General features: G+C 63.9%; 20 protein-coding genes. 5 read left to right on the top strand and 15 right to left on the bottom strand.

Translation table 11 applies throughout. The annotated features are described in order from the left end of the window. Positions 1-17: 17 nt before the first annotated feature. Together BLQ01_RS06455 and BLQ01_RS06460 are read right to left on the bottom strand one after the other, a co-directional pair. A complete protein-coding gene (locus tag BLQ01_RS06455; RefSeq protein ID WP_026547142.1) occupies positions 18-941 on the bottom strand; it encodes a carbohydrate ABC transporter permease in 924 nt (307 codons plus the stop codon). Between the two features lie 42 nt (positions 942-983). Further along, a complete protein-coding gene (locus BLQ01_RS06460; RefSeq protein ID WP_091550668.1) occupies positions 984-2015 on the bottom strand; it encodes an ABC transporter permease in 1032 nt (343 codons plus the stop codon). Between the two features lie 290 nt (positions 2016-2305). Here BLQ01_RS06460 and BLQ01_RS06465 point away from each other — a divergent pair, with 290 nt between their 5' ends. After that, entirely contained in the window at positions 2306-3328 is a 1023-nt protein-coding gene (locus tag BLQ01_RS06465; protein ID WP_091550670.1) for a formylglycine-generating enzyme family protein, read from the top strand. A 15-nt stretch (positions 3329-3343) separates the two neighbouring features. On the opposite strand, the gene BLQ01_RS06470 is transcribed toward BLQ01_RS06465, so the two are convergent. From BLQ01_RS06470 to BLQ01_RS06490, 5 genes are all read right to left on the bottom strand, one after another. Further along, positions 3344-3901, bottom strand: a complete 558-nt coding sequence (locus tag BLQ01_RS06470) for a DUF5666 domain-containing protein (RefSeq protein WP_091550671.1) — start codon at positions 3899-3901, stop codon at positions 3344-3346. A 74-nt stretch (positions 3902-3975) separates the two neighbouring features. Then, positions 3976-5484 (bottom strand): Asp-tRNA(Asn)/Glu-tRNA(Gln) amidotransferase subunit GatB, encoded by a 1509-nt coding sequence (gene gatB, locus BLQ01_RS06475; protein WP_026541442.1) that lies wholly within the window; start codon positions 5482-5484, stop codon positions 3976-3978. Further along, positions 5484-7046: an Asp-tRNA(Asn)/Glu-tRNA(Gln) amidotransferase subunit GatA gene (gene gatA / locus BLQ01_RS06480; protein ID WP_091550673.1), complete on the bottom strand. Its 1563-nt coding sequence runs from the start codon at positions 7044-7046 to the stop codon at positions 5484-5486. Before gatA ends, gatB begins: the two co-directional genes overlap by 1 nt. A gap of 4 nt (positions 7047-7050) precedes the next feature. Next, positions 7051-7347, bottom strand: coding sequence for an Asp-tRNA(Asn)/Glu-tRNA(Gln) amidotransferase subunit GatC (gene gatC / locus BLQ01_RS06485; protein ID WP_026541440.1), 297 nt, complete (start codon positions 7345-7347; stop codon positions 7051-7053). Between the two features lie 540 nt (positions 7348-7887). Beyond that, a complete protein-coding gene (locus BLQ01_RS06490; protein ID WP_091550675.1) occupies positions 7888-9387 on the bottom strand; it encodes a CitMHS family transporter in 1500 nt (499 codons plus the stop codon). Between the two features lie 156 nt (positions 9388-9543). Between BLQ01_RS06490 and BLQ01_RS06495 the strand changes: the two genes are divergently transcribed. Both BLQ01_RS06495 and BLQ01_RS06500 read left to right on the top strand, forming a co-directional pair. After that, the gene (locus BLQ01_RS06495; protein ID WP_091550677.1) at positions 9544-11259 is read left to right on the top strand and encodes a sensor histidine kinase; all 1716 of its coding nucleotides are present in this window, start codon (positions 9544-9546) and stop codon (positions 11257-11259) included. Further along, positions 11252-11911 carry a response regulator gene (locus tag BLQ01_RS06500; RefSeq protein ID WP_026541437.1) on the top strand — a complete coding sequence of 220 codons (660 nt, stop codon included), beginning with the start codon at positions 11252-11254 and terminating at the stop codon, positions 11909-11911. The genes BLQ01_RS06495 and BLQ01_RS06500 overlap by 8 nt, the downstream gene beginning before the upstream one ends. A gap of 2 nt (positions 11912-11913) precedes the next feature. Here BLQ01_RS06500 and BLQ01_RS06505 read toward each other — a convergent pair whose 3' ends face one another. Then, positions 11914-12306 (bottom strand): RidA family protein, encoded by a 393-nt coding sequence (locus BLQ01_RS06505; RefSeq protein ID WP_026541436.1) that lies wholly within the window; start codon positions 12304-12306, stop codon positions 11914-11916. 56 nt (positions 12307-12362) lie between these two features. Further along, positions 12363-12875 (bottom strand): GNAT family N-acetyltransferase, encoded by a 513-nt coding sequence (locus BLQ01_RS06510; RefSeq protein ID WP_026547135.1) that lies wholly within the window; start codon positions 12873-12875, stop codon positions 12363-12365. Between the two features lie 297 nt (positions 12876-13172). Here BLQ01_RS06510 and BLQ01_RS06515 point away from each other — a divergent pair, with 297 nt between their 5' ends. Beyond that, positions 13173-14540: an LLM class flavin-dependent oxidoreductase gene (locus BLQ01_RS06515; protein ID WP_091550678.1), complete on the top strand. Its 1368-nt coding sequence runs from the start codon at positions 13173-13175 to the stop codon at positions 14538-14540. 23 nt (positions 14541-14563) lie between these two features. On the opposite strand, the gene BLQ01_RS06520 is transcribed toward BLQ01_RS06515, so the two are convergent. The 4 genes from BLQ01_RS06520 to BLQ01_RS22780 are packed head-to-tail and all read right to left on the bottom strand — an operon-like array spanning position 14564 to position 19085. Continuing rightward, positions 14564-15772, bottom strand: coding sequence for an AAA family ATPase (locus tag BLQ01_RS06520; protein ID WP_091550680.1), 1209 nt, complete (start codon positions 15770-15772; stop codon positions 14564-14566). Between the two features lie 10 nt (positions 15773-15782). Beyond that, positions 15783-16607 (bottom strand): inositol monophosphatase family protein, encoded by an 825-nt coding sequence (locus BLQ01_RS06525; protein ID WP_026547132.1) that lies wholly within the window; start codon positions 16605-16607, stop codon positions 15783-15785. Further along, a complete protein-coding gene (gene ligA, locus BLQ01_RS06530) occupies positions 16604-18916 on the bottom strand; it encodes an NAD-dependent DNA ligase LigA (protein WP_091550681.1) in 2313 nt (770 codons plus the stop codon). Before ligA ends, BLQ01_RS06525 begins: the two co-directional genes overlap by 4 nt. A gap of 40 nt (positions 18917-18956) precedes the next feature. Further along, on the bottom strand, positions 18957-19085 hold the full coding sequence (locus BLQ01_RS22780) for a hypothetical protein (protein ID WP_302846714.1): 129 nt from the start codon (positions 19083-19085) through the stop codon (positions 18957-18959). On the opposite strand from BLQ01_RS22780, the gene BLQ01_RS06535 reads away from it, so the two are divergent. Continuing rightward, positions 19075-19500 (top strand): hypothetical protein, encoded by a 426-nt coding sequence (locus BLQ01_RS06535; RefSeq protein WP_091550683.1) that lies wholly within the window; start codon positions 19075-19077, stop codon positions 19498-19500. The genes BLQ01_RS22780 and BLQ01_RS06535 overlap by 11 nt on opposite strands. 177 nt (positions 19501-19677) lie before the next feature. Here the strand turns inward: BLQ01_RS06535 and BLQ01_RS06540 are convergent, their stop codons facing one another. Together BLQ01_RS06540 and BLQ01_RS06545 are read right to left on the bottom strand one after the other, a co-directional pair. After that, complete coding sequence (locus BLQ01_RS06540; RefSeq protein ID WP_026547129.1) at positions 19678-24132, bottom strand: FtsK/SpoIIIE domain-containing protein; 4455 nt, start codon at positions 24130-24132, stop codon at positions 19678-19680. Beyond that, positions 24129-24833, bottom strand: coding sequence for a hypothetical protein (locus BLQ01_RS06545; RefSeq protein WP_026541428.1), 705 nt, complete (start codon positions 24831-24833; stop codon positions 24129-24131). The genes BLQ01_RS06540 and BLQ01_RS06545 overlap by 4 nt, the downstream gene beginning before the upstream one ends. Between the last annotated feature and the right edge of the window lie 10 nt (positions 24834-24843).

Genomic DNA, 24843 nt, shown 5'->3' on the forward strand with positions numbered 1-24843 from the left:
TGGAGTTCGGGAGGCTGTCAGCCCTTGACGGCGCCGGTGATGACGCCCTTGGCGAAGTGCTTCTGCAGGAAGGGGTAGACCATCAGGATGGGGACCAGGGCCACCACGACCACGGCCATCTGGATGGACTGCGGCGGCGGCGTAGTGGTGATTCCCAACTGGTCAGCCGCCCCGCTGCCTTGGACCACGAAATTGCGGAGCAGCAACTGGATGGGCCACTTGCTGTGATCGTTGATGTAGAGGAGCGCGTTGAAGAACGAGTTCCAGAAACCGACCGCGTAGAACAGCCCGACCACGGCGATCACGGCTTTGGACAGTGGCATCACGATGCGCCAAAGGATTTGCCAGTCGTTGGCGCCGTCGATCCTGGCACTTTCGATCAGTTCACCGGGGATGTTCATGAAGAATGACCGCATCACCACAAAGTTGAAGGCTCCAAAGATGCCCGGCAGGATCAAGGACCACAGCGAGTCCAACAGGCCCAGTTGCCGGATCATCAGGAACGACGGGATCAGGCCCGGAGCAAACAGGAGGGTGAACAGGACGGCGAGAATCACCGGGCGGCCAAAGAGGACGGTACGGCTGGTGGCGTAGGCCATGGTGATGGTCACGAAGAGCGCCAGGATGGTCCCTACTGCTGTGACCAGCATGCTTACGCCTAGTGATTGCAGCACCATGGGGCCTTTGAAGATGGTGGCGTAGGCCTCCAACGTGGGGCGTTCGGGCCAGAGGACAAAGCCGCCTGCCTTCACCAACTGCTCTGTGTCAGCGAGGGACGTCGAGACCACCAGCAGGATGGGCGTGAGGATGGACAAGCTGAAGACGACCAGCACTACTGCTTTGATCGTTTGGTAAAGGGCGGAAGGCTTTTCCTTCCAGACCGGGCGCTTGGGGTTGTAGGTAAGTTCCCGGGGTTTCCTGGTGAAAAGTGTTGTTGCCATGGGTTTCTCCTTGTGCGGCAGGCGCGAGGGTCAGCGTGGCTTTCAGCGCACTTGTTTTGCGAAGATGCCGTCTTCGCCGAAGCGGTGGGCAAGTTTGTTGGCGCCGTAGATCAAGAGAGCACTGACCACTCCCTTGGCCAGGCCGGCTGCGGCCCCTGAGCTCCAGCCGCCGCCCACCACGCCGGTGTAGTAAGTGAAGGTGTCCAGCACTTCCGCGGCTCCAGCACCGACAGCGTCGCGCTGGAGGATGAACTGTTCAAAGCCGACCGAGAGGATGTCGCCGATGCGCAGGATCAGCAAAAGTACGATCACGGGCCTCAAACCCGGAAGGGTGATGTGCCACATCCGGCGCCATCGACCGGCGCCGTCGGCAGCAGCAGCCTCATAAAGGGACGCATCGATGCTGGCAAGGGCTGCCAGGAAGATGATCATTGCCCACCCGGCGTCCTTCCAGATCATTTGGACAACCACCATTACCGGGAAAGTTTCCGGATTGGTCATGAACGGAATGGGGTCCATTCCCCATTCCCTCAGCAGGTTGTTGACGAAGCCTGCGCCGCCGAGCATCTGCTGGAAGAACGCGATGACCAGAACCCAGGACAGGAAGTGCGGGAGGTAAGCGATGCTCTGGAAAATCCGCCGGACCCGGGTGCTGACCAACGAGTCCACGATCAGCGCCAGTACCAAGGGAACCGGAAACAGGAACACCAGCTGCCAGCCGGCCAGGTACAAGGTGTTCCAGAAGGCGTGAATGAAGTCCGGGTTTCCGAACAGGTCCACGAAGTTCTGCCAGCCGACCCACAGACTGTCACCGATGCCCAGATAGGGCTGGTAGTCCTGGAACGCGATGACGTTGCCCAGGATGGGGATGTAGAAGAAGAGCAGCAGGAACGCCACACCCGGGACCATCATGAGCAGCATCTGCTTGTCGCGCCGCAGACGGGACCGGAAACTCTGCTGCGGGGGCTTGTTCCTCTTCCGCTTCTTCGCAGATCCAGGGGCGCTCCCCCGTGCCGGCGTCGCGACCCCGCGGGCCTCCGGCAGTGCCGGGGCCTGTTCCGTCGTCGAGTTCATGCTGTCTCCTCAAGTGTTGAGCCCGTATCAGCAATGTGATCCAAGCCACGCTCGTTAACCGTTTAACAAACCATAAGTGACAAGGATCTCTTTTTGCAAGAACATGATTGAAAGTGATCGCAAAAATCACTTTTCATCAGTTTGGTTGGGGTTGGCTCACTGTGGCGCGGGCGGCAACGGCGCGGGCGGGGACGGGTGCGTAATTGAGGCGAGGGCAGAGCAGGAGCCTCCGGCAGGCCACCCGGCCCCGCTAAAGTACAAGCAGTTGGATTTTCAGACAGAAGGTGGACATGGCAGATTGCTGCAGCCCGGGCGCCGGTGCCCGGGAACACCCCGCGCCCGGGCCGGCACTGCCCCTGCGCCCGGCGGGCGGACACCGGGACCCGGGCGCCGCCGTCGAGCCTTCCGCGTCGACGGCTGTCCCAGCCGTAAGCGGCGACGGAACCAACGATGTCGACATCCCTGCCGGAACGTTTTCCATGGGCGATCCCTTCAACGAAGGTTACGAAGACGACGGCGAATCACCCGTGCACGAGGTGTCGGTCTCACAGTTCCGGATCAGCGCCACCACCGTGACCAACGAAGAGTTCGCCGCTTTCGTCGATGCCACCGGCCACCGCACGGAGTCGGAGATCTACGGAACATCAGCAGTGTTCCACCTTGCCGTGGAGGCCAACAGCCAGGACGTTTTGAACCGGGTCAACAACGTTCCTTGGTGGCTGAATGTCCGTGGAGCGGATTGGGCCCATCCTGGAGGCAAGCTCTCCCACTGGTCCGACATCCCGGACCACCCCGTTACACATGTGTCCCACAACGACGCCTTGGCTTACTGCCAATGGGCGGGTCGCAGGCTTCCCACGGAGGCCGAGTGGGAATATGCCGCACGCGGCGGGCTGTCGGGGCAGCGCTATCCCTGGGGCAACGATCTGCACTCCACCACAGCAACAACAGAGGGACACAACTGCAACATCTGGCAGGGCGACTTCCCGACCCGCAACACAGTGGAGGACGGCTACCTCACCACCGCGCCCGCCAAAGCGTTCAACCCCAACGGCTACGGGCTATACCAAACCAGCGGGAATGTGTGGGAATGGTGCAGCGACTGGTTCCTGCCCAAGTACTACAAGACCTGCCACGCACAGGGAACCGTCCAGGACCCGCAAGGGCCCAGCATCGGCCGGGGCCGGGTAATGCGCGGCGGCTCATACCTCTGCCACGATTCCTATTGCAACCGCTACCGCCTCGCCGCGCGGAGCTCAAACACGCCGGACTCAGCCAGCGGCAACCTCGGTTTCAGGACGGTGGCCCTCTAGCTGCGGGGCTTTGACCTACTTGTGCCCATGCCCACGCTGGTGCCCATGGCCTTTAATGCCAACCGGCAGATCGCCGGAGACGATCCTGGTGGCTGTCACTGAGCCGCCATCCTTGGTGCCGCTGATGCGCACGGCATCGCCGGCTTTGAGGTCAGCCGCCGTGGCCGACGTCAGTGACGGCCTGCCTCTGCCATTCCCCGGCTCCGAGGTCCCTGCAGAGACTTTGGCGATCCGCGTCTCCGCGTTGATCGCGTAGCGCTGGCTGAAACCGTCCTCGCTCTTCACAGTCACCTCCGAAGCGCTCACGGCATCAATGGTTCCGGCCTGGGTCACCACGGTGCGGTAGCTCCCATCCTGCTGCTTCACCACGTGTTCGCCATGGATTGGCTGCCCGCGGCCTGCGGTGGGGTCGGTTTTAGCGGACGCGGACGGACCGGGTGAGGCAGAAGCGCTCGACGGCGAAGGGCTGGGTTGGGTGCCCGCCCACACGGCGGCGGCCCCGCCGCCGGTCAAGGCAACGGCGATTCCGCCGGCCAGAAGGACCTTCCGGAAGCTGGGTGAAAATGTGGCCATGGATCCATTGTGCGCCCAAAGCAAAGTAGGCCGCAGTAAAAACTGCGGCCTACTTTGAAGGGAAGAACGGGCGCTTAGCCCTGGACGCCCAACTTCTCAAGGATGAGTTCGCGGACGCGTCCAGCGTCTGCCTGGCCACGGGTGGCCTTCATGACGCCGCCAACGATTGCACCGATGGCCTGGACCTTGCCGCCACGGATCTTCTCGGCGACATCCGGCTGTGCTGCCAGTGCTGCGTCGATCGCTTCCAAGAGAGGCCCGTCGTCGGAGACAACCGCAAGGCCACGCTTCTCGACGATCTCCGCCGGAGTTCCTTCGCCGGCGAGCACGCCGTCCAGGACCTGCGTGGCCATCTTGTTGTTGATCTTGCCGTCTTCAACGAGCTTGTTCAGCTCGACAATGACCTGCGGGGTGACACCGAGCTCGGAAGGATCGACGTCGGCCACCTTGGCACGGCCTACGATTTCGCCCATCCACCACTTGCGGGCAACATCGGCGGAGGCACCGGCAGCAATGGTTTCCTCAATGGAATCCATGACACCTGCGTTCACTACGTCACGGAATTCCAGATCCGAGTACCCCCATGCTTCCTTCAGGCGCTTGCGACGCTCGGCCGGCGGCTCGGGAAGGGTGGCGCGGAGTTCCTCCACCCACTCACGGGAGGCGACAACCGGAACCAGGTCCGGCTCCGGGAAGTAGCGGTAATCGTCAGCGTCGGACTTGGGCCGGCCCGACGTCGTCGAACGCGTGTCCTCGTGCCAGTGGCGCGTCTCCTGGATGACCGGCTCGCCGGAGTCAAGGACGGCAGCGTGGCGCTGGATTTCGTAGCGGACGGCGTGCTCGACGGCCCGCAGCGAGTTCACGTTCTTGGTCTCCGAACGAATACCGAAGCGTTCCCGACCATGCGGGCGGAGAGAAACGTTGGCGTCGCAACGGACGTTTCCGCGCTCCATCTTGGCGTCGGAAACGCCAAGGTTCTTCACGATCTCACGGACAGCGGCGACGTAGGCCTTGGCCAGTTCAGGCGCCCGGCTGCCGGCACCCTCAATGGGCTTGGTGACGATTTCCACCAACGGAACACCCGAACGGTTGTAGTCCACCAACGAGTAATCGGCACCCTGGATACGGCCGGCCGCGCCACCCATGTGCGTGAGCTTGCCGGCGTCTTCCTCCATGTGGGCGCGCTCGATCTCCACGCGGAAGACGGTGCCGTCCTCAAGCTCAATGTCCAGATAACCGTCGTAGGCGATCGGCTCGTCATACTGCGAGGTCTGGAAGTTCTTGGGGGTATCCGGATAGAAATAGTTCTTCCGGGCGAAGCGGCAGGACTCGGCAATCTTGCAGTTCAAGGCAAGGCCGATCTTGATGGAGGACTCCACAGCCGTTTTGTTCACCACGGGCAAGACGCCGGGCATGCCCAGGTCAACCTCGTTGACGTTGGTGTTCGGTTCGTCACCGAAAACGTTCGGCGCGGAGGAGAACATCTTGGTCTTGGTGTTGAGCTCCACATGGACCTCAAACCCCAAAACGGGATCGTACTTCTCCATGGCCTCTTCGAAGCTCAGGGTTGCGTCGACGGACATTAGTTGGAACCTCCGGCGGTGTTGGATACTGCACCGAGAGCAGGCGCCTGCGCAAGCATCGGACCGCCCCACTTCTCTTCAAGCATTGATTCGAGGACTGCGCCCACACGGTACAGGCGGGCGTCCTGGCGGGCAGGAGCCAGCAACTGGATGCCAACGGGCAGGCCGTCTTCATCAGCCAGGCCACCCGGCAAGGACAGACCCGGAATACCGGCAAGGTTGGCCGGGATGGTGGCGACGTCGTTCAGGTACATAGCCAAGGGATCATCCAGCTTCTCGCCCAGCTTGAACGCCGTGGTGGGCGCCGTCGGGGAGATCAGGACATCGGCCTTGGCGAAAGCGGCATCGAAGTCACGCTGGATGAGCGTACGGACCTTCTGGGCCGAGCCGTAGTAGGCGTCGTAGTAGCCGGCGCTCAGCGCGTAGGTACCGAGGATGATGCGTCGCTTCACTTCGTCGCCGAAACCAGCGGCACGGGTGGCACCCATGACGCGCTCGATGGTCATGGGTCCGTCCTTGGGGAGGACGCGCATACCGAATCGGACGCCGTCGAACTTGGCCAGGTTGCTGGACACCTCGGAGGGCATGATCAGGTAATAGGCGCCCAAGGCGTACTTCAGGTTGGGGCAGGAAACCTCGACGATTTCAGCGCCTGCATCCTTGAGCAGCTGGAGGGACTCATTGAAACGGTTCTCGACGCCGGCCTGGTAGCCCTCGCCGTGAAGCTCCTTGACGATGCCGATCTTCATGCCGGCCACGTTGCCGACGCGGGCGGCAGCAACAAGATCGTTGAACGGATCGGTCAGCGACGTCGAATCAAAGGGGTCATGCCCGCCGATGACTTCCTGCAGCAGCGCCGAGTCCAGCACCGTACGGGAAACCGGGCCGATCTGGTCCAGGGACGAGGCCATGGCAATGGCGCCGTACCGCGAAACCGCACCGTACGTCGGCTTCACGCCAACGGTGCCCGTGACGGCACCGGGCTGGCGGATGGAGCCACCGGTGTCCGTGCCGAGCGCCAGCGGCGCTTCGAAAGCGGCGACGGCGGCAGCGGAGCCACCGCCGGATCCACCGGGAATCCGGTTCAGGTCCCAAGGGTTGCGGGTGGGGCCGTACGCCGAGTGCTCCGTGGAGGAACCCATGGCGAATTCGTCCAGGTTGGTCTTACCCAGGATCGGCATCTTCGCCGCGCGCAGCTTCTTCACCACTGTGGCGTCGTAAGGGCTGTGCCAGCCCTCAAGGATCTTCGAACCAGCCGTGGTCGGCTGCCCGATCGTGACGATGAGGTCCTTCACGGCGATGGGTACACCGGCGAGGGCGTGCAGCTCTGCGGCCGCGGAACCGCCCGCAGCACGGGCAGCGTCAACCTCGGCCGCAACAGCCAAAGCCTCTTCGGTATTTACGTGCAGGAAGGCGTGGACACCATCGGCTCCGCCATCAACAAGGGCGATACGGTCAAGGTGCGCCTGCGTCACCTCGACGGCGGTGACCTCGCGGGCGGCCAGCTTGGCAGCGAGATCGGCAGCGGAGTGGTGGATGAGTTCGTTCTTCGGTTCAGTCATGTGATTAGCCCTCATCCAGGATCGCGGGGACCTTGAAACGGTTCTCGTAAGCATCCGGTGCGCCGGACAACGCCTGCTCCGCCGTGAACGTGTGGCCCACAACGTCCTCACGGAACACATTGGTCAACGGAATCGGGTGCGACGTCGCCGGGACGTCCTCCCCCGCAGCTTCGCTCACGCTCTTCACCGAATCCACAATGACAGCAAGCTCAACAGCCATCCTGTCCAGTTCTTCGGCACTCATTTCAATGTGAGCCAGACGCGCAAGATGCGCGACGTCGTCACGGTTGATCGCAGCCATGGATCTCCCCTGCAAAGTTCAAATGGTTTTCCGGACCAGTCTACTTGGCTTGGGTGTGCCGGTCAGACGGCGGGGTTGGCTATGTGGAAAGTGCTCGCCTGCGGCGACTGCCCGGACACGATCCTTTGGTCGCTCGCTCGTGCCTCGCTTAGACGCGACCGGCAGGATGTCTCCGGACCGCCGCCTCCCTGCCCATCCCACCTTGCGGCCGGCGCCCTACGCTGCTCCGGGATCTCCAAACCAAAAGACCCTCGGGCGGACCATGTCGGGCTTTGCTTTCCTGTTGGGTTGGGGTCGGGGGGTGGGTGGGCTTGATTCGCGATGTGGTGCGAAGCTTCCTTTGGTGCGCGGGCTGACTGGGTGCTCTCGCAAAAGAACCCAGGCATCCGGAAGCGTGCGTCAAAGCGACGAAGGAGCAGCACGCGGAGGATGTCTGGGTTCTTTTGCGCCGGAAGGCGGCCATTTCAGGCCGCCCTCCGGAGGATTGTCCGGGCCGGATTGCTTTGTCGGCACACCGGCGTTGGGGTTCTATCCGGCAGGTCAGCCGATGCCGATTGCTCCGGTCAGGACACCCACTGCCAGCATGACCACCGAGATCACTGCCGTGCGCCAGAGGACCTTCTTGTGGTGGTCGCCCAGGTCCACCTTGGCCAGGGAGACCAGCAGGAGGATGGCCGGAACCAAGGGGCTCTGCAGGTGGAATGGCTGCCCGGTGATGGAGGCGCGGGCCATATCCACGGCATCGACGCCGTAGTGCGCTGCGGTTTCGGAGAGGACTGGCAGGACTCCGAAGTAGAAGGCGTCGTTGCTCATGAAGAAGGTCATGGGGATGCTGAGGAGGCCGGTGATGATGGCCATGAACGGGCCCATGTCCGCGGGGATGATCTGGACCAGCCACTCGGACATTGCCTTCACCATGCCAGTGCCGTTCAGGACACCGGTGAGTACTGCAGCTGCCATGACCATGCTGACAACGGCGACGATCGAAGGTGCGTGGGCGATCAGCTGCGCGCCCTGGTCCTTGACCTTGGGGAAGTTCACCAGCAGGGCAATGGCGGAGCCCACCATGAAGACGAACGGCAGCGGAACGATGTTGGCCACCAGGACCACCATGACGGCGACCGTCAGGGCCAGGTTGAACCAGAACAGCTTGGGACGCAAGGTGGCGCGGTTGGGGTCCAGCGCGGTGTCCGCCATGGCGGTGTCGTGGTCGTCCACCAGGGTTGCCGGGTCTTCAAGAACCGCGACGCCGGAGCCTCCGCCGGTGCCTGGCTTGCCCGCAGTGGTTGAGCCCTTACGGGCAAAGCCGAACCGGCCGGCGCCTGAACCTGTACCGGAACCGGGGGTGACGGCACCGCCGCGGCCCGTGCCGCCGTCGAACGCTTCTGAAGGATCGGCGACGTCGCCCCAGATCTCAGGAGCGGTGGTGCGGAGGCGGTTGCGTTCCTGCAGGCCGAGCAGCCAGGCGAAGACCAGGACAACGATCAGGCCGACGATGAGGGACGGGACCATGGGGACGAAGACGTCGTTGACATCGAGCTTCAGGGCGGTGGCGGCGCGGGCGGTTGGCCCGCCCCACGGGAGGATGTTCATGGTGCCGTTGGCCAGGCCGGCCACGCAGGTGAGGACCACGGGGCTCATCTTGAGGCGCAGGTATACGGGCAGCATGGCGGCGGTGGTGAGGATGAAGGTGGTGGAGCCGTCACCGTCCAGGGAAACCGCTGCGGCAAGGATTGCCGTGCCGAGGACCACCTTGGCGGGGTCGTTGCCCAGCTTGCGGAGGATGAACTTCACCAAGGGATCGAAGAGGCCGACGTCGATCATCAGGCCGAAGTAAATGATCGCGAACATCAGGAGTGCGGCCGTGGACGTCATGGACTTCATGGAGTCCATGACCATGGGTCCGATACCGAGGCCCGCCCCGGCGAAAAGGCCGAAGACGGTAGGGACGATGATCAGCGCCAACACTGGCGTCAACTTTTTGGTCATGATCAGGACCATGAATACCGCAATCATTGCGAATCCAAGCAAAACCAGCACGGCCGGCTCCTTACTACTGTGAATGGCGCCACGTCGGTGTGATGCGCACTACAGACGATATGGTGGCGCCCGTCACTGGGAGGGGTTTGTGGGAATTGTTGGGAATACTGCTCGTTACGAAGGTTGTGCGCATTGTGCTCAGTGCTTCAATGGAGCATGCGTTTCTCCACCCAAACCCTCCTCCTCCAGCTTGGGGTGGTGCTGCTGGTGGTCCTGCTCAGCGGTGCCGTCCATGGGTGGCTGGTGTACGAACGGATCGGCGACGAAGCCGAGAACCAGGCACTCACCCTTGCCAGGACGGTTGCTGCAGATCCGGATATCAGGTCCAGCGTCCAGTCCATCAGCAAAGAAGAAGGAACGCCTCCCCCGGATATCCTTGCGGCCGGACCCCTCCAAGCTGCCGCCGAAGCCGTGCGAAACCGGACGGGCGCATTGTTCGTGGTCATCACGGACGAAACCGGGCTCCGGCTGGCCCACCCCGAGATCGCCCGGCTGGGCGAGCGGGTCAGCACGGATCCTTCCGTGGCACTTGCCGGAGAGGAAATCACCACGCGCAACACCGGAACCCTGGGACCATCCGCCGGGGCTAAAGTACCCGTCTACGCCCCGGGGGCTTCCGGTGCCATTGTGGGCGAAGTCAGTGTGGGCTATTCCGTGGAGTCGCTCAGCAACAGCCTTGCCCGGGACATTGCGCCCATTGCCCTCACTGCCGGGGGTTCTTTGGTGGCCGGCGTGTTGGCATCGTTCCTGCTCCGGCGCAGGCTGCAGCGGCTCACCCTCGGCTTGGAGCCCGAGGAAATCAGCACCCTGGTCCATGATCAAGTGGCAGTCCTTCAAGGCGTGGACGACGGCGTGATCGGCATCGCCGCGGATGGTCGCATCTCCGTTTTCAACGCCGCAGCCGCCAGGCTCCTGGACATGCCCGATGCCACCGGCCAGGACTGGGTCTCCGCCGCCGTTCCCGAACACCTCAAGCAGCTCACCCAGCCGGCATCCCGGGATGCCGAAGCCGTCGAAATCGTGGCGGGCGGGCGCGTACTTGTTGCCAGTGCGCGGAAGGCCTGGCACCGCAAGGAGGACCTGGGCTGGGTGGTCATGTTGCGGGACCGCACCGAACTGCAGCAGCTGACCCGTCAACTCGACGCCGTGGGGACCATGTCCACCGCACTGCGCGCCCAGCGCCACGAGTTCGCCAACCAACTCCACACCATCGCCGGTTTCATGAGCATCGGCCAGTACCAATCTGCCAAAGAGTACCTGGCCAGGATCTCGGCAACAGGGCCGTTGAAGTTTCCGCTGGAGCAGGCCGAATTGCTTCAGGACCCCTACTTGCAGGCGTTCGTAGGAGCGAAGAGCGTAGAGGCCTCGGAGCGTGGCGTGGCCCTGCGCATCGGACCCGAAACACTGGTCCGTGGACACGTTGCCGATCCACAGGACGTGACCACAGTGCTGGGCAACCTGATCGACAATGCGGTGAGCGCCGCCGTCGCAGGCTCCTCGGACGAGCGCTGGGTGGAGGTCGAACTGCTCGATGACGCCACCACAACCGGCGGGACTTTGCATCTGGTGGTGGGCGACTCCGGCGACGGTTTGGGGGGCCTGGAACCTGAAGAAATCTTCGCGGAAGGATTTACGACGTCGGCACAACCGGTACGCTCGGGGGCTGGACAAGGTTTGGGGCTGGCATTGGTGCGGCAGCTTGCTCGGCGGCGCGGCGGTGATGTCCGCGTCCTGGAGCCCGGGAGCCACGGCGGCCCCGGCGCGGTATTCATGGCAACGATCCCCGGCGTCATGGATGCGGCCGGGCGCGGTGCTGCCGAACAGGGTGCTGCCGGAACCGACCCGACGTTGAGGGAGGACAGCAATGGCTGAGGATTTACGCGTGCTGATTGTGGATGACGACTTCCACGTTGCCAGGCTCCACGCCGCCTATGTGGATTCGGTGGCCGGCTTCATGGCCTTGGCACCGGCGGGGTCGGTGTCCCAGGCTTTGCAGGCCATCCATAGCCTGCGCCCCGATCTGGTGCTGCTGGACGTATACCTACCGGACGGCTCCGGCCTGGACCTTCTGGGCCAATTGGACGTGGATGCCATCATGCTCACGGCGGCCTCTGACGCCCAATCCATCAGGGTGGCTTTCAGGCGCGGCGCCCTGGGGTACATGCTCAAGCCGTTCACCGCAGAGTCCTTGTCCCAACAGCTCCGCTCCTACGCCAGATACCGGCGGATTTTGGCCCAGCAAACCGCTGTGGACCAAACCACCATTGAGCGGGCCAAGCGGTCCCTGATCCCGGGTGATGTTACGCCGGCCGCCAAACCCCGTTCGGCAACCGAAGCTGCCGTCCTCGAATCCCTGCTGCCCGGTGAACAGTACTCAGCTGCCGAGGTGGCTGAACGCGTTGGCGTTTCCCGGGCCACGGCGCAACGGTACCTTTCCTCGCTGGCGGACGATGGCGCCGTCGAGATCCAACTGCGCTACGGGACCACGGGCCGGCCGGAACACCGGTACGGCGTCCCGGCCTGACCTTAGGCGGACTTTTGCGCCACGAGCTCGATCTCCACCAGCATGTCCGGATCAAGGAACGGCAGGACGTGCACCAGGGACAAGGTGGGACGGATCTCCCCGAAGACTTCGCCATGCGCACGGCCGGCATCTTCCCACTTGCTGATGTCCGTCAGGTACAGCTTGGACTGCACCACGTCCTCATAGGAGAACCCTGCTTCTTCCAGGACAGTCCCGAGCTTCTCGAGGATGTACTTGGTCTGGGTGTAGAAATTATCCCCAACAATGCCCTGTTTGCCATCGACAAGCCCGGACGCAGCCGTCGCCGAAATGAAAAGTGTGTTGTCCACCTGGACTGCGCGGGAGTATCCAAGGGTCTGCTCCCAGACCGAGCCCGTGCCGAATGTCTTGCGCATGCCGCGCCTTCCTGTCGCTTCGCACGGTCCGGTGACCGGCGTTTACGAAGGAAACTTTATGAGTTTGGAAGGTCCAGCCGGTAAACGAACAGCTTTATGTCGGTGCCGGGAACAAACCAATCGCGGTGCGGAGCACGGTCAAAGCCGGTACGCGCATAGAGGGCATTGGCACTTTCCCACGTTGCACCCGTGGTCAGGGACACTGCCTTGATACCGTCCATGGCCTTGGCCTGATCCACCACGGCCTTCACCAGGGCCCGGCCGGCTCCGGAGCGTTGGACTGCCGGATCCACCACCAGAGTACGGAGTTCCAACTCGTCCTCGAGGCCGATGTCCGAGAAACCGCCGCCTGCAGGGGCCGCCGTGACGGAGCCGATGATTTGCCCGTTGCGCTCTGCCACGAGGATTTCTGCGTGCTCCGCGCGTCCGGCCACGTCCTGGAGCTTCTGCAGGTACGGGTGATCGGCGTCGCCGTAGTACCCAGCGGTGACGTAGGAATCCTGCGTAATGCGGGCAACGGCGTCGTAGTCTTCGGGCAGGGCGGGACGGACGGTAATCGGCGAAAGCACCTACCAATGGTAGTTGGATTGGAGGCGCGAACAGCGCCGGAATGGCCTTTCCGTGATGGAGCTATCAGTCTCATACGGAACGCACGACGCCGGATGGCTGGCTCTGCGCCCTCCACTCACGGCTGCGGGGGCCGCTTTTGTGTTGCCCCACGTGGCGCCGGATGGAGCACCATTGCGTGCGGTGAACCCCGGTTTCGTGCTGTTGCGGGGACATGTCGGGGCGCTGGCGGACCCCTTGGAACCCGTGCTTGAGTTGCCACACACCAGCCCCAGCTGTTCCGAGTATGAGGAGAAACCATGACCCCGCCACGCCGCCAACTTCACCTGAACGCCTTCCTGATGAGCACCGGGCACCACGAAGCATCCTGGCGTTTGGCGGAGAGCGACCCCCTTGCCTCTACCAAGGTGGAGCACTACCAGCATCTGGCCCGCACAGCCGAAAGGGGAAAGCTGGACTCCATCTTCTTCGCCGACTCCCCCGTCCTTTTCGGGGAAGTGGGCAGGCGACCGGCCGGGAAGTTGGAGCCCACCGTCCTACTGACGGCACTGGCAGCAGCCACCCGGAAGATTGGCCTGATTGCTACTGCCTCCACCACCTACAACGATCCCTTCAACCTGGCCCGCCGCTTTGCCTCCGTTGACTGGGTCAGTGGAGGCCGCGCAGGGTGGAACGTTGTCACCACAGCGGGGCCGGACGCGGCCCGCAACTTCGGCGTGGATGATCAACCTGCGCATGCGGTCCGGTATGAACGGGCCGCCGAATTCATCGAAGTTGCCCGGAAACTCTGGGACAGCTGGGAAGACGACGCCATCCTGGCGGACAAGGCCGACGGCGTCTGGGGGGACGACACCAAGATCCGCACCATCGACCACGAAGGAAAGCACTTCCGCGTCCGTGGCCCCCTGAACGTGCCCCGGTCCCCGCAAGGCCACCCGCTGATCGTGCAGGCAGGGTCATCGGAGAACGGTAAGAATTTGGCGGCACACTATGCGGAAGCCGTCTTCACTGCCCACCAAACGCTGGCCGATGCCCAAGCCTTCTATACGGATCTGAAGGCACGCACTGCGGCGGCCGGGCGGGATCCCGAAGGCATCAAGATCCTGCCCGGAATCGTCCCCGTGATCGGCTCCACCGAGGCTGAAGCACTCAAACTCGAGCAGGAGCTGGACCAGCTCATCAAGCCCGAGTACGCCCGCGAACAACTGGCCAAAACCCTCCGCCTATCTCCTGAGGACCTGCCATTGGACCGCCAATTGCCCGCCGATCTGCCCTCGGAGGATGAGATCGAGGGTGCCAAGAGCCGCTACACGCTCATTGTGGAGCTGGCCCGGCGCGAACAGCTCACCGTCCGGCAGCTGATCGGGCGCCTCGGCGGCGGGCGCGGTCACCGGACCTTCTCCGGCACACCCGAACAGGTGGCCGATGCCATCCAGGACTGGTTCTTTGCCGGCGCCGCTGACGGTTTCAACATCATGCCGCCCGTGCTTCCCTCCGGCTTGGAGATCTTCGTGGACCAGGTGGTACCGATCCTCCAGCAGCGCGGACTGTTCCGCACCGAGTACACGGCGTCCACCCTTCGCGGGCACTACGGGCTCGAGCGCCCGAAGAACCTGTACACCGGGAGCGTCCCGCAGGAGCTTAGCTCCATTGGCTCTGCCTTCTGACGGATTTCAGCCTGAGCCCGATTTCAGCGCTTGGGCCAACTCCATAGCGGCCCTTCCAACGGACCCATGCCCTTGATCCTGGTCTCGCCCATGTCCTTATACAACTCGTGTTCATGGGCGGCGCCGCTGCTCCGCAGAGCACTCAGCAAGGCTTCCGAGTGGGTCACCACGATCATCTGGCTGTTGGCACTGGCCTGGACAATAAGTTCGGCCAGTGCCGGCATCAGGTCAACGTGGAGGCTGGTCTCCGGTTCGTTCAGGACCATGAGCTCAGGCGGACGCGGGGTCAGCAAGGCGGCGGTCAGCAAGAGGAACCGCAGGGTCCCGTCCGAGAGTTCGGCTGCTTTCATGGGACGGAGCATGCCCGGCTGCCGAAGCTCCACGCTGAACCGGCCATCATGGACGGCAATTTCCAATCGGCTTCCAGGAAAGGCATGGCCGACGGCGGCATCCAGCTGCCGTTCGAAACCCACCTCGCGCAGCGTCTGCAGCGCGGCAGCAAGATCCTTCCCGCTGTGGTGCAGGACCGGAGTACGGGTACCCAGTTGCGCCTGGCGAGCCGGTGCCTCGGCATCAGTGCGGAAGTGATCGTAGAACCGCCAGGACCGCACTGAGTCCCGAACCCTCAGTACTTCCGGAGCCCGGTCCTGGTCCGAAACCTCGGTCAGCATGCTCTGGAAGGTGTCCAGCCGCCGCGACAACTCGGCCCACTCGCCTTTGGCCCCCCGTAATCTGGCCAGGCTTCCCTTCCGGTCCACCAGCAAAGACCCCGGCCTGGCTACGGAGCCGGAAAAGATCTGCTCCCGTTTGATTTCCGGGTCGAGGCTGAAGGCCGAGGGGCGGGTCCGGCCGGTTTCCGGGTCAAACCCCGAACCGCTGCCGGCAGGCATTCCCAGGTCCACCAAGTATCCAAAGTCGTCGCCGGAGTAACCGAGCTTGAGGTTGACGGACTCCCGACGGACTGTTCCCTGAACGGGCACCTCACCCCGCCGCATTGCCTCGCTGATGGATTCCGGGCCGGCCCACAGCGTCGAAGCCAGGCCGCCATCACGCGCCAGGGATCCCACCACATTTCCCGAGTCTCCCCCGGCGCACTCGGCCAGCAGGCGCAGGGCGCGGTAAAGCGAGGACTTTCCGCTGCCGTTGGCCCCGGTCACGATGTCCAGTCCATGCAGCTCCAAGGCAAGATTCCGGATTGACCGGTAGTTGGCGATGGCGAGGGTGGTGATCACTGGCTGGGGGTTACAGCGGGAACTTGCCGGACAGTTCCAAGGTCCCTGCGCACATCCAGGCCGCCAAGCGGTCCTCTGTGCTGGGCCCACCGGTCAGCGGGCTTTCCAGCCGGGGCCTGCGCACCCAACAACCGGCTTCCTCCGCCACCAGCGCGCCGGCGGAGAAGTCGTGCTCGTTCAATCCACGCTCGCCGTACGCGTCAAAGGTTCCGTCGGCCACCAGGCACAGATCCAACGCTGCGGAACCCAGTCGCCGAACATCAGCAAATCCTTCCATGAGTTCGGCCAGCCCGGCGGATTGGCTTGCACGGGTTGCGGGATCGTAGCTGAACCCCGTGGCCAGGATGAGACCTGTGCGCCCTGGAACCGGACCCGCCAACCGGATGGATTCTCCCCCGGTTTCCAGCCAGGCTCCCAGCCCGCGGCCGGCCGAGTAGACCCGTCCCAAGGCAGGTGCGTGGACCACGCCGGCCAGCCATACGCCGTCGGAATCGGCTACGGCAACAGAGGTGGCGTAGTAGGCGATGTTGCGGATGAAGTTGGTGGTCCCGTCCAGGGGATCAATGGACCAGCGGTACCCCGACGGCCTCTCCGGCCTGGTGGTGCCGTGTTCTTCCCCGGTGATGGTGTCATCCGGACGCTCCGCAAGGATCGCTGCACGGACAGCGTTCTCCGCGGCGACGTCGAAGGCTGTCACCCAGTCTCCTGCCTCGCCTTTGTTGCTGGTTTCCAAACCATCGCCGCCGGTGCCGATGACGGACCGGCGGGCCAGCACGGCGGCCCCCGCTGCCGCAGCCCGTTTGGCTACAGCCAGCAACCCGTTCACGTCAGTCATTCGGAATCCGTCCCGGCAGTACCTTCTTGGGTTGCTGCTTCAGGTGCTTCTTCAGTCGCATCTTCAGGTGCCGCTTCAGCGGCGGCGGGTCCGTTGGCAAGGAGCTCCCGGAATCCGTCCTCGTCCAGCACAGGAACGCCGAGCTGTTCTGCCTTATCCAGCTTGGTCCCGGCACTTTCTCCGGCCACGAGGTAGCTGGTCTTCTTGGACACTGAACCGGATGCCTTCCCGCCACGGATGATGATGGCTTCCTTGGCTTCGTCGCGGCTGAAGTTGGGCAAGGTACCGGTCACCACGATGGTCAGGCCTTCGAGCGTTCTCGGCATGGAGGTGTCCCTCTCGTCCTCCATGCGCACACCGGCGGCAGCCCAGCTGTCCACGATCTCGTTGTGCCAGTCCACGGAGAACCACTCCTTGAGGGCCACCGCGATGGTGGGGCCAACACCATCCACGTGTGCCATCTGCTCTTCGGTGGCGTTGCGGATAGCGTCCATGCTGCCGAAGGCCGTAGCCAGTGCCCGTGATGCTGTGGGGCCCACATGCCTGATGGAGAGTGCCACCAGCACCCGCCAGAGCGGTTGCTTCTTGGCCTTCTCCAGCTCCACGAACAGTTTCTCCGTGGTGGCCGTTGGCTTGGACGGGGACTTGGCCGTGCCCTTGGTGTAGAAATACGGAACGAGCTCGTACTCGCCCGTGCCTACGCCTTTGGAACGCTTCTCCCTGCGGATCAGGACATCGGCCAGGTCCTCGGGCTTCAAGCTGAACAAACCCGCTTCACTTGTCAGGGGCGGTGTTTCAGGCTCCGCCGGCTGGGTGAGGGCGATGGCCGCTTCCCACCCCAGGGCTTCAATGTCGAACGCGCCCCTGCCCGCAAGGTGGAAGACACGCTCACGCAGTTGGGACGGGCACGACTTCGCGTTGGGACACCGGATGTCCACGTCGCTTTCCTTGGCCGGCGCCAGCGGGGTGCCGCAGGACGGGCACTCCGTGGGCATCACGAACTCCCGGACCGGAGGGTCTTGTTTGTCCCTCAAGGCAAGGACCGGCCCCACGATCTCCGGGATGACGTCGCCTGCTTTTCGCAGGATCACGATGTCACCGATCATGACGCCCTTGGCCTTGACCACGTCCTGGTTGTGCAAGGTTGCCATACCCACCGTGGAACCGGCCACTTTCACCGGTTCCATCAATCCGAAGGGAGTCACCCGTCCAGTGCGGCCAACGTTGACTGCTATGTCCAGGAGCTTGGTGTGGACTTCTTCCGGCGGGTACTTGTAGGCAGCTGCCCACCTCGGAACGCGGGAGGTGTATCCGAGGGCGCGTTGGGTCGCGAAGTCGTCGATCTTGACCACAATGCCGTCGATCTCATGTGCGAGGTCGTGACGGTGCTCGCCGTAGTGGCTTATGAACTGCAGGACCTCGTCAAAGGAGTCCAGGACTTTGAGGTACGGGCTGGTAGGCAGTCCCCAGGTCTCCAGGAGCTTGTACGTTTCGGACTGGCTCTTGGCGTCCAGGCCTTCGCGGGCACCGATCCCGTGGACGTACATGCTCAGCGGCCGCTTGGCTGTTTCTGCAGGGTCCTTCTGGCGAAGCGACCCGGCGGCTGCGTTGCGGGGGTTGGCCAGCGGGGCTTTGCCTGCTGCCACGAGGGTCTCGTTGAACTCCGTGAAAGCCTTGGAGGGGATGAACACCTCACCACGGATCTCGACTTCGGACGGATATCCGGAACCGCTGAGCTCCCGCGGGATTTCCTTGATGGTGAGGACGTTGTGCGTGATGTCTTCGCCGGTTGTGCCATCCCCGCGTGTGGCTGCACGCACCAGCTTGCCGTCGCGGTAGAGCAGGTTCACGGCGAGGCCGTCAATCTTCAACTCGGTCAGCCAGGCGATGGGCGGAACGGAGTCTCCGAGCTTGGCCACGGACGCTTCTGCCTTCCGCACCCAGGCCTCGAGCTCGTCCAGCGAGAAGACGTCGTCCAGGCTGTACATGCGCTGCAGGTGTTCAACGGCAGCAAAGGCCGAGGAAACTTCGCCGCCTACTTCCTGCGTAGGGGAATCGTTGGAGACCAGTTCCGGGTGGAGTGCCTCCAACTCCTCCAGCCGCCGGTACAGCTCATCAAACTCGGCGTCCGATACCGTGGGCGAGTCCTCCTGGTAATAGGCATACCTGTATTTACGGACGAGGTCGGCCAGGTGCTCGTACTCGTCCCGCAAGGACTCCGAGGGCGGGGTGCCCTCTCGTTCCACAACGGCTGCAGCCGTGTCCTCACCTGTGGTTTCTACCGGATTCGCAGTTTCTGGTGTGCTCACACGTCTATCTTGCCGCACGGTGCGGACATTATGCGGTGGGCTAGTGCGAGGAGAGCCTGTTCTTGCTCCACAGTGCGAACGCCAGGCCGCCCAGGCCCACCAGGAGGACTCCACCCAGGATGCCGAAGAGGCCCAGCATGTTGGGGCCGGAGAATGAGGTGCCGACCATCGCCGCCGCCTGCGTCTCCTTGCCCTTGTCCACAGGAGTGTTCCAGTTGGACGACTTTGAGGGGCTGGGGCTGGCGGAGGCGGAACCAGCAGAAGGCGAGGCCGTCGGCGTTGCCGACGCTGAGATCGGCTCGGCCGTGGGCGTGGGTTCGGATGACTCCGACGCCGGACTGGTCACCCGGGGTGCCACGGTGACGAACTGGGTGACCGCGGGCTGCGGTGCCTGGACGGGCGGCTGGGGAGGCGCCGGTGCCGGTGCCGGCGCCTTCGGGGTTTCCCTTACCCTGGTTGGTTCCGGTTGCGGCGCGGGCTTCTTATCCGGCTCCGGGGCCAGGCCAGGCTGCGTGGGTGTGGGCTCCGTAGGAACCTGTACGGGAGCACACGTGGCTTTGCCCTCCGTGCATGGAGCGGCGTGAACTGCGCCGGCGGGGGCAAGCACCCCGCCGACGGCAAGGAAAGCGGTAAGGAGAACGGCAGGGACAACGGAGTGTCTCATGAAGATAACCTCAGCTGGGGCGTTGGGGTGCCGCCAGTTTTCAAGGAGTTCGGGTGTTTTGTGAAATCCTCCTATATCCACTGCGCTGCGGCAAATCCTAGCTTCTGTTCTCCGGTGGCATGGCAATCTGGAGTTTGCGTACCTTGCCCCGTCCAACAATGTATCCACGGCCCGGAATGAAGTCGGTACTGATCCGGCCCAGGGAGGTGTTGAGGAGGCTGTCGCCCTCCACATCTCCCGGGTTGAGCAAGAGTCCGCGGCGGCCGGACTTGAACGGCTGGGCCAAGGACCAGGCCTGGGACCAGGTGGAGGTTTCGGACTCCCCCACCACCCATTGATCGGCCTTGATGGCTGCCGTGACCAGGCGGCCGACACCCGATTCTGCAAGCGTGTCTGTGAACTCGGTCAGGCCCTCGATGAAGATGGCCATGCTGCCCGGGTTGTCCGAGGCTTTGTCGATCAGGTCGTCCACCACATCGGACACTTCATCCGGGCCCACCAGCGAGCGGCTCCAGATGTTCAAGGAGGCAACAGCGGAACGGCGTGAACCGATGTAGATCAGGTCCGTCCGCGGGTTGGAGCGACGCAAAGCGTACGCCAAGGTAACCAGTGCAACCGTCCGTCCGGCACCCGGAGGGCCGGCGAGGAGCAGCGAACCCTTGGCGGCGATGGCCGCCGAACCCAGCGTTTCGTCGTCGACGCCTATCACGGGGTTGTCCGGAGCGCCGGTAGGCAGGATGTCCAGGTCCACCAATTCCGGCAGGCGCTGGATCTGCGGTGCCTGCTCCAGTCCCTGGCGGACCATGGCTTGGCTCAGCTTGGCCACTTCGCGTGCTTGCAGGGCCAGGTTCGGGTTGCCACCGAGCACGGCGAGCTGGACTTCCAGCCCATCAAGCAGGCCTCGACCGGGAGGGGACGCAGCGTTGAGGACGTCTTTGGGGACGTCCAAGGTCATGTAGTCGTCTTCGGAGCTGAGCCGCAGGACCAACCGCTTCTGGATGGAGGCAAGGAGCGACGCCGGAACGGAGTTGGTGCGGTCACCGCTGACGACGAGGTGGATGCCCAAGGGACGCCCGTCGGTAGCCAGGGTCAGGAAGATGTCCCAGAGCGCGGACAGCTTGCTGTACTCGTATCCTTCCCGGAAGGAGGACATACCGTCGACCAGGATGAAGATGCGCTTCTCCTCCGGCCGGTTGGCCAGCTGCCGGTACTCGACAATCGTCGATGCCCGGACCTCGGCGAACCGGGCAGCGCGGTCATCGGCCACTTCCTTGAGCCAGCGCAGCAGGCGGCCAACCCGTTCTACGTCGTCGCCGTTGATGATTTCACCAACGTGCGGGAGTCCGTCCAGCATCTTGAGGCCCGAAGAACCGCAGTCGATGCCGTAAATGTGCACCGGACCACCCCGGGGGGTGACAGCGGCAGCGATGGCGATACTGCGCAGCGCAGCCGACTTTCCGGATCCACCGGTGCCGTAGACAGCCATGTTGCCGTCTTTGTCCGGTTCGTAGAACACAGTTGGCTGGTCCTGGTGGGCGGGATCATCCGCCACGCCCAGCAGGAGCCGCTCATCCGTCCGGGGGTTGGGCAGCTTGGAGAAGTCGTAGGTGGTGGCAAGCTCGTTCAGCCACGGCTTCCGGGGAGGCTCGATGGACAGGACGTCGGCAGCGCGGATGATGTTTCCGGTCATCCGGGCAATGTCGTTCGGGCCGGCCGGTTCTTCCTCCACCTGGGAGACCAAAGGCGGCTCCCAGGTGGGGCCGGAACCGAAGGCCATCTCGACGATGTCGATCCTGGGACGCTGCGGCTTGTCGGTGGTCCAGCCTCCGGCGTAGCCGGTCTGGAAGCCCTGGATGCGGCCCGGACCGGTCTTCGCAGCGCCACGACCCGGAATCGAGGGATCAAAGTAGGCAGCAGTGGGAACACCCAGGATGTCCACGGCATCCACTTCATCGGCCATGCGCAAAGCAACCCGGAGGTTGGTGTTGGCCCGCAGGTTGTCCTTGATGACGCCGGCGGGACGCTGGGTGGCCAGGATCAGGTGCAGACCCAGCGAACGGCCTCGGGCTGCGACGTCCACCACGCCGTCCACGAACTCGGGAACTTCGGTCGCCAAAGCCGCGAACTCGTCCACGATGATGATCAGGTAGGGCGGGGCCTCGGGATCGGCCTCGCGCTGGAGCGCCAGCAGGTCCTTGGCCTTCTTGCGGTTCAGGAGGCGTTCACGGTAGTGCAGCTCGGCACGCAGGGAAGTCAGGGCACGGCGGACCAAGTGCGGGGACAGGTCAGTTACCAGGCCCACGGTGTGGGGCAGGTGGAGGCAGTCAGCGAAAGCCGCGCCGCCCTTGTAGTCCACGAACAGGAAGCTCACACGGTCCGGGCTGTATGCCGCGGCCATGCCCATCACCCAGGACTGGAGGAACTCGGACTTACCGGCACCGGTGGTGCCACCCACCAACGCGTGCGGTCCCTCGTTCTTCAGGTCAAGGTAGAACGGCTCCACGCCCTTGGACCCCACCAAGGCCCGGAGGCTGCCATTGTCCTTGCGGTTGGGCACTGCCGTGGCGTGGACCGAGTTGTTTTCCTGCCACCGCTCGGCCACAGCCTGCGGGTTGTCCATCAGCTCCTTGCCGATCAATGTGGCATAGGAGACCGCGCGCGGGAGGTCGGAGTCGTCGTCGAGCGGGTTGCCGACGTCCACCAGCGGAGACATCATGCGCGCCAGCTGCGTGGCAAGATCCGCGTCGAGGCTTTCACAGCTCACCGGGTAAGTGTGGCGGCCCAATCGAACCTGGCCGGTGGTGGTGCCATGATCGCCGTCGACTGACAGGAAATCGCGGCACGCTGCGGGGAGCGACTGGACATTGGCGGCCACCCACATGATGTGGACCCCGTAATCGGGGCCCCGCTCCACCAGGCGGGTCAGGCGTCCGCGATCCACGGGGGCGTCGTCCTCAACGATCACCAGGACCGCCGGAACCACGGGGGCGGGGATCTCTTCGTGTTCGTCCTTAAGACCTGGCCGGGGCTGGGGGCCCGGTTCCTTGGCCATGGACTCGCGTTCTTCGACGAGGCTTTCCAGCCGGGACAACAAGGCAGCACCGGCGGCAGGGCCGGCGGCGAGGTGGTCGCCGGAGAGCGGGCTGTGGCCCGAACCCACGTGCGGGAGCCATTGCAGCCAGTCCCAGCGTTCGCGGGAGCGTGCGGAGGTCAGTGAGGTCAGGACCACTTCCGCCGGTGAGTGGAGGCCCACCAGTTGGAGCACCATCCCGCGGGCAACATCGTCCACCACGCTGCGGTCCCCCGCGACGCCGAACGAGCCGGAGGTACGCAGTTGGGAAACGATCGGCACGCCTTCAATCACACGGACCTGTTGAAGGCATTCCTGGATTTCGCGCATGTACTGCGGTTCGGTCTCGTTGGCGCCGGGCTCGTCGAACGGGATCCGCGACGGCGCGGAGCCCAGCCCAAAACGGACGCCAAGGAAGTGCTGGTGCTCGGGACGGTTGGTCCACAGCAGCGGGCCAAGCTTGTAGATCGCGTCCACGGTATCGCTGACCGACGGCGCTTCCTGGAGCCTGACTGCGCGCTCGATGTTCTGCTGCCGGTCAATGTCCTCGCGAAATGCCAGCATTGCGGCTTTGAACTGCTTGTGGCCCTCCTTGGCCTGTCGCTTGCTCTGCATCTTGTGGTCCACATAGTGCCCCACGATGAACAGCGGCATCATGGCCATGAAGAGCACGGAGAGCAGGTTCTGGGTGACGGCGAAGAGCACCCCACCCATCAGCAGCGGCGCCACCAGCATGATGTAGGGGAAGGGCTGGTGCTCGGGGCGCTTGGGCCCCGCCGGCGGCACGCGCTTGGGAGAGTCGAACCTGGGCAGCACCCGGGGCGAGCGGTTGAAGTCCACCAACGGCGACGACGGTCCCCCGCCGTGGTTGCGCGACAACGCCACCACTCCCACCGTGGTGTCGCCCAGAGTTACCGTGTCCGAGGACTGCAAGGTTGCCCGGGTGACCGGCAGCCCATCCATCAGGAGGCCGTTGGCGGAGTTCGTGTCCACGATCTCCACGGTTTCGCCCACCGTGATGCGGGCATGGCGCTTGGAGGTCAAGGGGTCCGTGAGCCGGATGTCGGCGTCCCTGTCCCTGCCGATGTAGCTGGTGCCGAAGGGCAGCGAAAATTCGCGTCCGACGTCGGGCCCTGACATAACCCGCAGCGTCGCCGCTGCCGGTCCCCTGTTGGTGCCGTTTGCGTGGCCGTTCGAGGCGAACTGTTCACTGACCTGGGCGAGCGAAACCTTTGAACCAGGCCGCAGCCCGGACTCCAGCAAGTTGTCCGTGGGCCGCAGGACGTGACCGGACAGGCCTCCTCCAACGAACGCTTCGTCCACGCTGATGGACAGGTTCGACGGCGGTTCGGTCCCCTTGCGTACGGGGTCGGCGGCCCAGAGTTCCGTGGCGATGTCAGCAACCGTGGCACGGCCATCCACCGTGACGGCGAGGTCCTTTGCTTCGGCAGGATCGCGCCGCAAGGTCAGGCGAAACTTCATCCTTCGTCGACTCCAGTCATTTTTTCAAGAAGGTGCAAATCCGCCGGGGTGACCAAATGCGAGGTCACAGCGTGCTCCACCAGGCGGGCGCGGCGATTGGTGGCAAGTTTTCCGGCACCCCCGCGCAGGCCCACTACGCCCACGCGGTCCAGTTTGTCGCACACGTTGTCCAGCTTGCGGTTGAAGCGGGTCAGCGCCCATCCCAGGCGCTTGGCAGCCTCTGCCGAGGAAGGAATGGCGCTGAAGCCGGTGCCTTCGCGCCGCAGCATGGGTTCAGCCAAGGCCACGATCAAGGCCTTCTGCGAGTCGGTAAAGACCACGGGCCCAATGGTGGTGTCCCCGGCCTGGTCTTCTTCACGTGCCTCATGCCGGAACGATGGCGTCTTCAGGTGGACGGCGAACTCATAGGTGGTGGGACCGGCCGTGAAGATCACGTTGGTGTGGCTGAAGACCAAGGGAATCCTGGCGCCGGGCGCAAGCCAGGCCTGCATCCCGCCGGAACCATCGGCGATCGTGGCAGACAACATGCTGCCCACGTTGCTGAGCCACCACATGCCGTCGTAACGGGCAATCTGCAGGAAACGCCGGTGCAGGTACGGGTTGTCGTCGACCTCCAGATCACCTTCCCGACCAATGTCAAAGACGTCTTCGTCGGACGGTTCGTACCACTCCCCACAGAAATCTATTGCTAGATCCCCCATGATCTGTGCC

The organism is Arthrobacter sp. UNCCL28, assembly GCF_900102805.1.
GTDB classification, from domain to species: Bacteria; Actinomycetota; Actinomycetes; order Actinomycetales; family Micrococcaceae; genus Arthrobacter; species Arthrobacter nicotinovorans_A.